Annotated in this window: 11 protein-coding genes; all 11 read left to right on the top strand. The window is 59.2% G+C overall.

What is annotated here, in order from left to right:
* Positions 1 to 10 precede the first annotated feature (10 nt).
* The 11 genes from CQ12_RS15075 to CQ12_RS15035 all read left to right on the top strand — a co-directional run bounded on the left by CQ12_RS15075 (position 11) and on the right by CQ12_RS15035 (position 11,678).
* Complete coding sequence (locus CQ12_RS15075; RefSeq protein WP_057836087.1) at positions 11 to 889, top strand: SMP-30/gluconolactonase/LRE family protein; 879 nt, start codon at positions 11 to 13, stop codon at positions 887 to 889.
* Positions 890 to 994: 105 nt separating this feature from the next.
* Positions 995 to 1,927 carry a 3,5-dioxohexanoate:acetyl-CoA acetone transferase gene (gene kce, locus CQ12_RS15070; protein WP_057836086.1) on the top strand — a complete coding sequence of 311 codons (933 nt, stop codon included), beginning with the start codon at positions 995 to 997 and terminating at the stop codon, positions 1,925 to 1,927.
* 1,045 nt (positions 1,928 to 2,972) lie between these two features.
* Positions 2,973 to 3,707, top strand: a complete 735-nt coding sequence (locus tag CQ12_RS15065) for a GntR family transcriptional regulator (protein ID WP_198164157.1) — start codon at positions 2,973 to 2,975, stop codon at positions 3,705 to 3,707.
* Positions 3,708 to 3,921: 214 nt separating this feature from the next.
* Complete coding sequence (locus CQ12_RS15060) at positions 3,922 to 5,547, top strand: ABC transporter substrate-binding protein (RefSeq protein WP_057836084.1); 1,626 nt, start codon at positions 3,922 to 3,924, stop codon at positions 5,545 to 5,547.
* Between the two features lie 352 nt (positions 5,548 to 5,899).
* Complete coding sequence (locus tag CQ12_RS15055) at positions 5,900 to 6,955, top strand: LLM class flavin-dependent oxidoreductase (RefSeq protein ID WP_057836083.1); 1,056 nt, start codon at positions 5,900 to 5,902, stop codon at positions 6,953 to 6,955.
* Between the two features lie 343 nt (positions 6,956 to 7,298).
* Positions 7,299 to 7,619: a hypothetical protein gene (locus tag CQ12_RS15050; RefSeq protein WP_057836082.1), complete on the top strand. Its 321-nt coding sequence runs from the start codon at positions 7,299 to 7,301 to the stop codon at positions 7,617 to 7,619.
* Positions 7,616 to 8,398, top strand: coding sequence for an SDR family NAD(P)-dependent oxidoreductase (locus tag CQ12_RS15045; protein WP_057836081.1), 783 nt, complete (start codon positions 7,616 to 7,618; stop codon positions 8,396 to 8,398). The genes CQ12_RS15050 and CQ12_RS15045 overlap by 4 nt, the downstream gene beginning before the upstream one ends.
* A gap of 545 nt (positions 8,399 to 8,943) precedes the next feature.
* Entirely contained in the window at positions 8,944 to 9,210 is a 267-nt protein-coding gene (locus tag CQ12_RS43770; RefSeq protein ID WP_157088232.1) for a hypothetical protein, read from the top strand.
* A complete protein-coding gene (locus tag CQ12_RS15040) occupies positions 9,207 to 10,466 on the top strand; it encodes a Glu/Leu/Phe/Val family dehydrogenase (RefSeq protein ID WP_057836080.1) in 1,260 nt (419 codons plus the stop codon). Before CQ12_RS43770 ends, CQ12_RS15040 begins: the two co-directional genes overlap by 4 nt.
* A 134-nt stretch (positions 10,467 to 10,600) precedes the next feature.
* Positions 10,601 to 11,134 (top strand): transposase, encoded by a 534-nt coding sequence (locus tag CQ12_RS47690; RefSeq protein ID WP_083519290.1) that lies wholly within the window; start codon positions 10,601 to 10,603, stop codon positions 11,132 to 11,134.
* Between the two features lie 16 nt (positions 11,135 to 11,150).
* On the top strand, positions 11,151 to 11,678 hold the full coding sequence (locus CQ12_RS15035; protein ID WP_057836079.1) for an Lrp/AsnC family transcriptional regulator: 528 nt from the start codon (positions 11,151 to 11,153) through the stop codon (positions 11,676 to 11,678).
* Positions 11,679 to 12,028: the final 350 nt, after the last annotated feature.

Below are 12,028 nucleotides of genomic sequence, written 5' to 3'. Positions count from 1 at the left end.
GGGGGGTGACTTGCAGATCGAGATCGTAGCGGATCTGAAGACGACGCTTGGCGAAGGCCCGCTTTGGGACGTCGAGCAGCAGCGTCTGTACTGGCTAGACAGCATTGATGGCCGCGTTTTTCGCGCGACCGCAGATGGACGCGAGCTTCGCGCCTGGGATGTCGGGGCGAAGATCGGCTCGATGGCGCTGCGGCGCGACGGTATGCACGCGCTCGTTGCGCTCCAATCGGGCGTGCATGATCTCGATCTGGAGAGTGGCGTCCTGACGCCGATCGCGACACCCGAGACACATTTGCCGCGCAATCGCCTGAATGACGGTAAAGTCGATCGCCGCGGACGTTTCCTATTTGGCTCCATGGATACGCTGGAAGACGAGGCCTCCGGCCGTCTCTATCGGCTCGATCCCGATCTCTCGCTCCACGTCTTGGATGAGAAGATCATCGTCTCCAATGGCCCGTGCTGGAGCCCGGACGACCGGACCTTCTATTTCGCCGACACCTGGACGGGAGAGATCTGGGCCTACGACTATGAAATCGAGACCGGTGCTGCGACGAAGCGGCGCCGTTTCGCGACAGTGGATCGTTCGAACGGCGGTGCCGCGGACGGCGCTACCGTCGATGCAGAAGGCTTCCTATGGCAGGCGCTCGTCTACGATGGTAAGCTCGTGCGTTACGCGCCGGACGGCAGCGTTGACCGCATTATTGAGATGCCGGTGCGCAAGGTCACGAGCGTGATGTTCGGCGGTCCCAACCTCGACATTCTATACGTGACGTCCATGGCGAAGCCACCCTTGCCACGCTTCCCCGATGACGGCCAGCAGCGCGGTGCCCTGTTTGCAATCACGGGGCTAAGCGTCAAGGGCATCCCGGAGCCGCGCTTCGGGAGCTGAGCCGCAAAAAAACAGCTTCATCAAAGGGCAGGCAAGGCAGCTTAACGGTGTCCTCGCCACCAGGGTGCTGCCCCTTACATCACCGATTTTCTCTGGAGATTTTCGATGGCCAAGACCGGCAAGGTCATTCTCACCTGCGCGCTGACCGGCGCGATCCACACGCCCTCAATGTCAGAACATCTTCCAGTGACGCCGGAAGAGATTATCGAAGAGGGGGTACGCGCCGCGGAAGCGGGTGCTGCCATCCTGCATGTGCACGCGCGTAACCCGAAGACCGGTCAGCCGGACCAATCGGTCGAAGGGTTTCAGAAGATTGTCCCAGAGTTGAGCCGCCGGTCCCGCGCCGTGATCAACATAACGACAGGCGGTAGTCCATTTATGACGGTTGCCGAACGCGTGGAGCCCGCCCGTCATTTCCGGCCTGAACTCGCCTCGCTCAACATGGGCTCCTTCAACTTCGGCCTCTTCCCGATGCTCGATCGCTATCACAATTTCACCCATCAATGGGAGCGCCAGCACCTGGAGTCTTCACGTAACCTCGTTTTCCGCAACACCTTCGCCGAGATCGAGGAGGTTCTCTCGCTGTGTGCGCCCGGCCGCACGCGATTTGAGTTCGAGTGCTACGATCTTGGCCACCTCTACAATCTCAAGCACTTCGTCGACCGCGGTCTCGTCCGGCCGCCATTCTTCATCCAATCCGTCTTTGGCCTGCTCGGCGGGATCGGCGCGCATTACGAGGACGTCGCCACGATGCGCCGCACCGCCGATCGGCTGTTCGGCAACGACTATGTCTGGTCGGTGCTCGGCGCTGGCGCGGCGCAGATGCGGGTAGGCGCCATGGCGGCCGCGATGGGCGGCAATATCCGCGTGGGCCTCGAGGATAGCCTTTGGGCAGGGCCCGGCAAGCTCGCCAGCTCCAGCGCGGAGCAGGTGAGACTAGCCCGCTCGATCCTCACAGGACTCGGATTGGAGCTGGCGACGCCGGACGAGGCGCGCGCCACGCTGGAGCTGAAAGGGACCGGCGATGTCGGCTTCTGATCGTGCGGCTGCTCGGTTGCGCAGACGAATGAGGCTGGCGATAGATCGAGAGACGACCCAATGACCCATGAACCGGAACCACTGCGAACCGCGTCCGGCCCATTGCCGTTGTACGAGCGCGATTTCGTCGCCTTGCATTCAGCCGAGCATAGTCCAACACTCAATGGTTTCGCCTGCCTCGGCCCATAGCTCTTCAAGCTGGCACACTGGTCCAATTGTAGCGTTCTCTGGTTTGACCATGGTCTCGAATAGAGCGCGGGCTGGACCATATGACACATCGTCACGCGCCACTTCGGTGCCGGGATGAGAAAGGGTGATCGACCGCTGAAGGTCGGACGTTCTGTGCGACTTTTTGAAGGGGAGGGCAGCGTGATGCAATACAGGCGAGAAGTGTCCGCTGTTTGCCCAGATATGACGAAGACGGCTGGACCCACTGGCCGGATTATGAGGTCGAGAGCACCCAGCTGAGACCATGCTGCGCATTTGTCGGGGGCTTTGCCCTCTCGAGTGGCGTGGCCGGCTGTAATCCTGCCTTCAACTATGCCGTCGCCGGCGTGATCACGCGCTGGCCCCCGGACTGATCTTCTCGGCCGGTCTGGCTGAAGGCATGCTTGACCAGAAGTACGCGGCTGGTAGCACGGTGGTGTAGCCGACGCAGACCGGTATCGCCAAGCCCGGTTCTACCTACGAGCTAAAGGACCAGAGCACGGTGAGCTTGCTCCTGCGAGCTCAGCGTAACTGGTGATCCCTTTTGGAAACTAGCAGGAACGAGAAAGAAAAGAGCTTTTTAGAACCGATTTTGACAAGAAGACCTCCGGCATGCCCGTCGGAGGTCTTTCTAAGCAGAGCCGGCTTCGAAGTACTTGCGGTCCATCCGCGCCACTGACGGCTACTCTGGTGCATGTCGTTCGCATCATCTTCTAAGTCTCTTCGCGGCTAAGTCTCTTCGCGGCGCCTTGCGTTCAAGAGGAGCGGTTAGGATTAGCTTGACGGTGTTCGCTATTTGTGATCACATATCTCGAACAAGACTGGAGAAAATGTGCAGGTGAGGAAGACCAAACCGCTGCCGCCACTTCCGTCCGTCGCTCGGGATTCGATGGCGGATCAGGTCTACCGGCATTTGCGCGACAGCGTGATGGCCGGCCGCTTCGCGCCGGGCCAGAGGCTCACAATTCGTGGTCTTGCCGAGGCGCTGGGCTCGAGCCCGATGCCGGTGCGCGAGGCGTTGCGCCGCCTGCAGGCTGAAGGAGCATTTGAGTTCAGCGACACGGCGCGGCTGAGCGTGGTTGAGCTGTCGGGGTCCCAACTACGCGATGTGCGCGATGCCCGGGTGGCGCTTGAGGGGCTCCTGGCCGAGCGCGCAGCCTCCCGCATGACGGGTGTTGATGATTCCGAAATCACTCAGCTCTATGATCGCCTCCAGGCAGCCGCCGACGCGGTCGATGTGCCCGGTTATCTATCGGCGAATTTCGCCTTTCACCGGCGGATTTACGAGATCGCTCAAGCGCCCATCATCCTTGGCGCAGTCGAGAATTTCTGGGTCCTTATTGGTCCTTGCTTCGTGCTCGTTGCACCGGACGCCACGCACCTGCGGCGCTCCATGGACGCGCACCGCCGGATCCTCGATGCGTTAATGCATCGGGACGGCCCCGCCGCTCGCGCGGCTGTGACCGATGACATCATGCAGGCGGCCAACAGCCTGTCGCGTGTTATCGACAAACCGGAAAAGGCGCGATCGGTCGCTGCTCCAAACCGCAGGCGCGAAGACAGATCGGCCTGAGGGGCGTGCAGCGTCTTGTCCCTGTCCCGAGTTGCTCGTCCTGATCTCGGCCGGGGCACCTTCTATCGGGACCACCCTTGGTGCGTCTGTACTAGGCGGTGGCGAACTTCGCCGTCGCCCCCTTGCAGGAGACGGCCTGAGGCTCGCCACGGGGGCGGGACTATCCACTTCGAGCTTGTGCACTCAAATCGACAATTTAGGCAGGGGGACTTGAATGTTTGGAAATCAGTCGCGCCGCAACTTCCTCAAGCTGGCGGCGAGCGGAAGTGCGATGTTCGCGCCAGGCCTTTTTGCCGGGCCTGCAAATGCACGGGATGCTTCAACGCTCACGGTCGCTTGGGGCTCGGATATCGATTCCTTCGATCCGGCGCAGTTCAAGTCCGATGGCGCCTACATCGTTCAGGCAAACATCTACGACACGGTGCTGGGCTGGGGTACGGAGCCAGTCACCGGATCGCCTAACCTGTCGATCTCCAAACCTGGTGTTTTCGTCGGCGGCATCGGCGAAAGCTGGAAATATGAGAACGACAACAAGGCCCTTGTCGTAAAGATCCGACAAGGCTTGAAGTTTCCGAGCGGACGGCCGGTCAATGCCCAGGCGGTGAAATACTTGTTTGATCGCGGACTGCAATCGCCCGGCTATATGCGACTCATCTTTCCGACCATGATCGGGGTGACGCAGGCAGATCAATTCGAGGTTCGCGACGACAGCACCTTTGCCATCAACCTGCCGGCGCCAAGCGCCATGTTGCTTGACGTCCTGGCCTTGTCCAACAACGCACTCCTGGATCCCGACGAGATCAAGCTACACGCGACCGCCGACGATCCCTGGGCCGCTCAATGGCTCAAGCGCAACACAGCCGGACTTGGGCCCTACAAACCCATCCGCAACGAGCCGGGCGTCGAGGTGGTGCTGGAAGCGACCCCCGGCTATTGGGGGCCTGCGCCGTATTTCAGGCGCATCGTCATCAAATCTACGGCCAATGAAGCGGACCGGATTCTGCTGCTCAAACGCAAGGCCATCGACATGGTGGTCGGACCCAACTCGATGTCGCCGAAGAATCTCAAGAGTCTTGAGGGTGAGCCGGGCCTCAACGTGGTGTCCTTGCCCGACACCAATTGCAATTTCCTCTGTATGAATCTGAAGAAGAAGCCGTTCGACAACCTGAAGGTTCGTCGGGCGATCAACTACGCGATGCCGATCCACGCGATCATCCCGAACGTCCTTTATGGCTACGGAGAGCAGATGAAAAGCCCGATCGCAGCTCAGACCCCCGGCTATGACGGTTCGCTCTCACCGTACAAATACGATGTGGCCAAGGCCAAGTCATTGATGGCCGAAGCCGGGTTCGGCTCAGGAACAATCCCGGTAAAGCTTGCGGTTCGTGTGGGTTATGCGCCCCACGAGCAGGCAGCGATTTGGATTCAGCGCGAGCTGGAGAAAATCGGCTTTCAAGTCAGCATCGAAAAGGAGACCGACGCAACCTTCCGCCAGCTGTCATCGAGCGGCGGGCACGAGCTGTCGATCGAATCTTGGCAATCCTGGATCAACGATCCAGTTTATCACCTCTATTGGAACTTCCATAGTAAGGCGATGGCGACCAATAAGGGAGCCTACGCCAATCCGACCCTCGATAAGATCATCGACGAGAATATGCGTGAGGCCGATCCTGCAAAGCGTATGGCTGGGGTCAAGGTGGCGCAGAAGATCCTTCTGGATGATGCGACCTGGGGTCTGCTTTGGTACGACAATTGGGCCAGAGTGACGCGGTCCGAGCTCGTGAGCGTTGGGAAGTATTGGGATTCCTTTGAGCGCTTCAACAAAATGAAGCTGGCTTGAAGCGTAGCCCGGGTGCGCTGGATAAGTCATGTCGTACTTCGATTTCGTGCTTCGTAGGACAACTTTGCGGCCGCCGATCTCGTTCAGCGTCAGCGTGATCGGATTTCTCCTGGTCGACCTCTTACCCAGTAATCCCGTCCTGCCGTCGCCTCCATGACGCGCATCAGCCATCGTACGGCGTGGGCTTCCCGCAGCCGGTCCTTAAGGGAAAGCTCTTCTTCAGATCGGCGTATCCTTGAGACTAAGCGAGATGTTCTAACGCCGTACGCCTTTGCCCAAGCTTGGAGACCACCATCACCCATCGTCCGGATCAGCTGCCCTGCGCGGCCGAAGACAATAATCGGAGAAGTTGATGTCGATAGAACTGTTGATGCTTGGCGACCAGCCCGTGGCTGGCCTCGCGGCTCGCACTAGGCTTGCCGAAGAGAGCGGGTTCGAGACCGTCTGGCTCGCTGATGAGCGCTTTTTCCGGGAAACCTACTCGTGTCTCTCGTTTCTGGCGGGGCAAACCGCGCGCGTCAATCTCGGTCCCTGCGTCACGGATCCATTTGCGCGGCATCCAGCTCTAACCGCCATGGCTTTGGGCACCCTCGATGAAGTTTCGAAGGGGCGCGCCATTCTCGGCATCGGCGCCGGCGTATCCGGCTTTGCGGAGCTCGGGATCCAATCGCGCAAGCCCCCGCTCGCCATTCGCGAAGCCGTTGATCTGATCCGTCAGCTCATGGCCGGGCAGGAGGTCGACTACCAGGGCGAGATCATTCAGTTTCACCGCGGCCGGTTGAATTTCACGCCGCTGCGATCGCGTGTTCCTGTTCGCGTCGCCAGCAACGGACCGCTGGGCCAGAAAATGGGCGGAGCAATCGCAGACGGCGTGATGATGGAGGGCTGTGGCTCCGCCGAAGAAGCAAGGGCTTTCGCATCGACAGTCGCCGAAGGTGCGCGGAAGGCCGGCCGTCCTCCGAACGAAGTTAAGCTTGTCGCGCGACTCGATTGTTGCATCACTAACGACGGTAAGCAAGCGCGGGATATATTGCGGCCTTCGGTGACACGGATCATCGCGCAAGCCAATTCGAGGTTCTACACGCTGGAAGCACAAGGATTGACTCTGCCGAAGAATGTCGTCGAAGCCATTGGTCCCGTTCCCTATGCTGCCGGGGTTGCCCCGTTCGCCTCTCTTTTTCCTCTCGTCAGTGACAGGCATGTCGACGCTCTCACTCTTTGCGGGACTGTGCAGGAGGTGTCCCAACACGTGATCGACCTTCGCCGCGCCGGCATTACGGGCTTCAACATCTTTCCGGTTCCGGCTCCTGGCACCACCTACGAAGACGTTATTGTGCGCTTCGGAACGCAAGTCTGGCCCGCTGTCGAGGCGGCTTTTGCGAAAGAACCCGACAATCGGACGGCTTAGATCTTAAGGCTCGTTCATTTGAATGCTGATCGAGGGCGGCACGCGTATTTTCATCGAGGTGCAGTGCAGACATGAGCGAGATATTGGAGATGATGAGGTCGTTCGACGGGAAAAGGCGGGGGCGCGACAGATCAGCCCCTCCCGCGCATTCGCCGAGCCACCGCGATGAACCAATAGAATTGCTGACATTCTGCCACTCCGAAGCCCGACCCAGGGCAAGTCCCCGATGCTCGTTCTGGAAGAGCGAGCGCCTCTCAATAGCCCGAACTAAGGACCAGGAAGCATTCGCAAGCGAGAGTTCGCCAGCTTTCGTTACGTACCAGTAGTTCACAAGGAGCAGACTATGGCGAGGGTCGTTAATATCCTGACCGCATTGAAGCCCGGCGTCGACCGCGACGAGTACGAACGATTCGAAAGCGAGGTCGATTATCCGTTCACAGCAAAGCTCAAGACGATTACCAGCTATCGGATTCATCGTCTGACCGAGCCGGTGCCGTTCGAGGGCGGTGCATGGGACTACATGGAACGGATCGAAGTGACGGATCGCGCCGCCTACGAGGCGGAGCTGGCCACATCCGCCAACGATCTGATTGAAGTGATACACAGTAAATATCTGGATGAGTCAAAACTGAAGCCCATCTGGTGTAAAAGGATCGATCCATGAGTGCGGGTGAAAAAGATCTTGAGGGCAAGGTCGCCCTTGTCACCGGTTCTTCGTCCGGCGCGGGCGCTGCAATCGCCATCGAGCTCGCTAGGCGTGGGGCGCGCGTCGCAGTGCACTGCCGACGTGCATTAAGTGACGGCGAAAGCGTTGCCGCTCGCATCGCTGCGATCGGTGGTCGGGCGGCGGTTTTCTCGGCTCACCTCGGCGATCCAGAGGCGCCGACTGCGCTCGTTTCGCGCGTCGCGGAGCGGCTCGGAGACGTCAGCATTCTGGTAAACAATGCAGGCCCCTATGCGGATGCGCCGTTTCGCTCGCTGCCCCTCTCGGACTGGGAGACGGTCATGGCGATCAACGTAAGGGCGCCGTACCAGCTTGCTCAACGCGCGATCGCGGGCATGGAGCGAATGGGCTGGGGGCGGATCATCAATGTGAGCGCAACCTCGGCTTACGCGCGGTCGCATTCAGTATACGGTCTTGCCAAACAGGCTGTTATCCATTTGACCGAATGTCTCGCGTTCGAATTTGCGCCGCTCGTTACCGTAAATGCAATCGTACCCGGCCAGATCGCCAGCGAGTGCACCGACACGATGATTGACTACAAGAACTCCGTGATCGCGGAAACGCCCTTGGCAAGACTTGTGACGGAACATGAGGTCGCCCGAATGTCAGCCCTTCTCTGTACTTCGGATTTTTCTGCTGTGACGGGACAATCGATCGTCATGGACGGCGGCCGATCACTGCCACGCGCGCTGAAACTCAATCTCACGACGGCCGGCTGATTTTCCGCAGGAGAAAGGGCATTGCTCCCGCAAAATGCATCGCTTCTTGCGAGACTGCGGCATGGTCAAAATCAGACAGCAACTTTTGCCGGGCGAGGACCAACCCTCGACCGTTTAGGGAAAATTGCCCGACTCGTTGGCCGCGGTGAATCGATTCGATCTTCCTTCGGTGGCACCTGGAGAAATGCCCCGAAAACAGGCGCTTCCGCGGTGAATTTCACCGGAATGGTCGAGGATTGCCGGCTGTAACGCCGAGTATCGATGCGCTAGCACTGCTATTCTGCCACTACCGAGGGAGGTCGAACGTGAGGGGTAGAACAGCATTCGACTCGCCGGATCCAGTTGCTGCGTCGAGAAGCGATGTTGATGCGGTCTACCGCATCTGTCGTCAGCTTCGACCCAGCCAAGCGGCCGGCTCCTCCTTTGCGAGCCCGATCGACGCAACTTCAAGGCCTGTACGCGCGGTCGAAACGCTCGGTTTTAGCGGCGTGAGCAGTTCTGCTCTAATGCAGGTCTGTCTCTTAACCCGCGCATTTGGAGTTGACTTGAATGCCGCCGCTTTGGGTCGACACGTCGAAGGACGCTCTCGAATTTTCGCCCGCCGCGATTCGCTGTTGGGCCTTCGTGGCGGCCTTAGTCAATCTCGCTTTCATCGCATTGGTCATATTTTTGGCGTGACGCGAGGGGCGGCCTTACTGATTGATCAATATCTCCTCCACATGTGGAATGCGAAAGCGCGCATTCGGGTGTCAAAGGTGGCCCTGGAGCATGAGCATCCGATGTTTCATATCCTGCCTCAGGAGCTAGCGTGACTACATACCGTGGGCCAGTATTTGAGATGGCCGCAAAGCAATTCGAGGTGATCGCCAATTATCTGGACATACCGGATGACGCAAGATCCCGCCTATTGCTGCCGAAGCGATCTGTCACGGTGTCGTGTCCAATTCACCGCGATGACGGCACAACGGCGGTTTTTGAAGGCTACCGGGTGCAACATCATCTCACACTTGGCCCTACAAAAGGGGGCACCAGATTCGCGCCGACCGTCGACCTCGGTGAAGTTGCCGCGCTCGCGATCTGGATGAGCTGGAAGTGTGCCTTGGTCGGATTGCCATATGGCGGCGCCAAGGGCGGAATTAACGTCGACCCTTCGAGCTTGTCGAAGCGTGAGCTTGAGGCCCTATCGCGCCGCTATATGCAGGAAATGATCCCCTTTGTCGGGCCGCACACAGATGTCATGGCTCCCGACCTTGGGACAAACGAGCAGATCATGGCGTGGTTCATGGATACATACTCGATGTATCAGGGCCAAACCGTCACCGAGATTGTGACAGGCAAACCTGTCAGCGCCGGCGGAACGCTCGGTCGCCGTGAAGCGACAGGCCGGGGTGTAGCTCATTTGGTTCGCCGCGGCGCGGACGAGCTCAAAATCCGACTCAATGGCGCAACAGCCGTTGTTCAAGGCTTTGGAAATGTCGGTTCGATCGCTGCGCTCGAGCTGCACAATATGGGAGTGAAAGTGATCGCGGTCAGTGATCACACGGGCGCGCTTTATCAACCTCGGGGCCTCGACATACCACAGCTGGTCAGACATGCGGCCTCGCAAGGTAGCCTGGATGGCTACTCGAACGAGCTCGCTCTAGACCCAGCAGAGATGCTGACGATGCCGTGTGACGTGCTTGTTCCGGCTGCCGTGGAACGGGTCATCGACGCCGAAATAGCCGGTAAGCTGCGCTGCCGTATCCTTGCCGAGGGCGCCAACGGCCCGACGACACCGGAAGCCGATCGGATCCTGGAAGGCCGTCAGGAGGAGATCTTCCTCATCCCCGACATTCTCTGCAACTCGGGCGGTGTCGTGGTCAGCTACTTTGAATGGGTGCAGGACCTCCAGCGACTATTCTGGGAAGAGGAGGAAGTCACGCGCCGGGAGTATCAACTCTTGGACCGTGCTTTTGAGCTTGTCCTGACGCGCAGCAAACGTGAAAACCTGTTCAATCGCACCGCAGCCATGGCGATAGGCGTCGAGCGTGTTCGCGGAGCAAAAGAAACACGCGGACTATTCCCGTAGACGTCGTCTTTTTCGCTCGCCACCGCTTCGGGGACTGACATAATTCGGATGCCGGCCAGGATTCGAACATCATCATCGATCGAACTGCGCCGCACAGCTTCTTTCGCGCCTGCCTGGGCGAAATTGGGTGACACATGCCGAGGATGTTAGGCATGCGAGCAATGCGGTTGGACGGCGTCGGGGTCGCCGTCGAGGGACGGCAAGTTGGACATTGGCAGCAATCGGTGCGGCGATTTAGCGGGCAGCTTATCGCCCGCCGCCGAGGGGAGGGCAATGGCGTGGTGCCTGGTCTCAAGAGAGCGCAAAAAGCTTCCTGCGGCGTCAAACGGCGGCGGCGCTGGAGTTACGACGAGAAGGTTCGCCAGATCGAGGAAATCGTGCAGGCCGCCGAGACTGTTTGTGGGGCGGCGCGGCGGGATCGTGTGACATCGAGCCCATTGTTCACATGGCGCCGGCAGGCGCGCCAGGGCCGCCCGGGCGGTGATGCCGTGCCAGCTCTTGTTCCTGTCGAGATCACTCCAGGGCCGGATCGGGTATCGATCAGCGCGCCGCAACCGTCGTCTTCACCGCTTGCGCGGCGATGCCGGTCGGCCTTGTCACTCAGTTTTACTTCGCACTGCTTGCGCTCATTGCGCAATACTCGGGTGACGTTCGTACACGAATGGTGAGGAGGAGGTTTGTAAAATGACAGGTCCGCTCGCCGAAGTAACTTCGTCTGCCAGGACTGGGCGATCGCATGTTATTGAGCGAATCGATGCTCGTCTCCTCGATCTTGTGCAACGCAACAATCGTCTGACCAGTGAGGAGCTCGGCGCGAAGGTCGGCTTATCCGCATCTGGAGTTCAGCGCCGGCTGAAGCGCTTACGATCGGACCGCATCATAGAAGCAGATGTTTCAATCGTGTCTCCAAAAGCGATCGGACGAAACGTGACCGCCTTGGTTCACATTTCGTTTGAGCGCGATCGGGCCGACATCCTTGATCGTTTCAAGCGGTCAATCCGCAAGATGACCGAGGTGATGAGCGCATTCTACGTTACCGGCCAAGTCGACTTCGTGCTGTTGGTGACAGCGAATGATATGGAAGACTACGCCCATTTCACTCGGTGCCTTACACACGAAAATCCAGACATTAAGCGCTTGGAAACTATGGTCGTTTTGGATCGAGTCAAAGCTGGCTTCACTTTGCCAATGGCTTCCATCGCATGTTGGTGAGCAAATCTAGACGTGACGCTGCGAGGCTTATTTTTGAACAGGCATGAGTCCGGCTGTGCGAGCGGTGGACGATTAAGCTCGCATCATTGGCGACCACCGGCGGGTGCGGTTCTGAAAGAACGCGTGGCAAGGAGGCGGAACCCAGTACATTAGCCGCGGTGGAGTGGTCGTTGACATTGGGGCAAGCAAGTTGCGGCGTGCCGAGATCTCGTCGCGATCTTCCGCCGACCATTTTGGTCGACCATGTCCTCCCCACAGGAGGCACATGCGCCGAGCGATCCTCTCATCCGGTGTAAGAGCAAGAATAGGCACGCGCGGCTTTCAATTACTCATAACCTTGACCACTCGGA

This window comes from Bradyrhizobium jicamae (assembly GCF_001440395.1).
Classification (GTDB): domain Bacteria; phylum Pseudomonadota; class Alphaproteobacteria; order Rhizobiales; family Xanthobacteraceae; genus Bradyrhizobium; species Bradyrhizobium jicamae.
Note: the sequence above shows the minus strand (reverse complement) of the source record. Positions and strands in the feature narration are given on the sequence as shown.

What these genes read in the sequence shown, in the direction of transcription:
- kce (WP_057836086.1), top strand. Translation starts at nt 995, where the DNA reads ATGGCCAAGACCGGCAAGGTCATTCTCACCTGCGCGCTGACCGGCGCG.
- CQ12_RS15060 (WP_057836084.1), top strand. Translation starts at nt 3,922, where the DNA reads ATGTTTGGAAATCAGTCGCGCCGCAACTTCCTCAAGCTGGCGGCGAGC.
- CQ12_RS15035 (WP_057836079.1), top strand. Translation starts at nt 11,151, where the DNA reads ATGACAGGTCCGCTCGCCGAAGTAACTTCGTCTGCCAGGACTGGGCGA.
- CQ12_RS47690 (WP_083519290.1), top strand. Translation starts at nt 10,601, where the DNA reads ATGCCGAGGATGTTAGGCATGCGAGCAATGCGGTTGGACGGCGTCGGG.
- CQ12_RS15045 (WP_057836081.1), top strand. Translation starts at nt 7,616, where the DNA reads ATGAGTGCGGGTGAAAAAGATCTTGAGGGCAAGGTCGCCCTTGTCACC.
- CQ12_RS15055 (WP_057836083.1), top strand. Translation starts at nt 5,900, where the DNA reads ATGTCGATAGAACTGTTGATGCTTGGCGACCAGCCCGTGGCTGGCCTC.
- CQ12_RS15050 (WP_057836082.1), top strand. Translation starts at nt 7,299, where the DNA reads ATGGCGAGGGTCGTTAATATCCTGACCGCATTGAAGCCCGGCGTCGAC.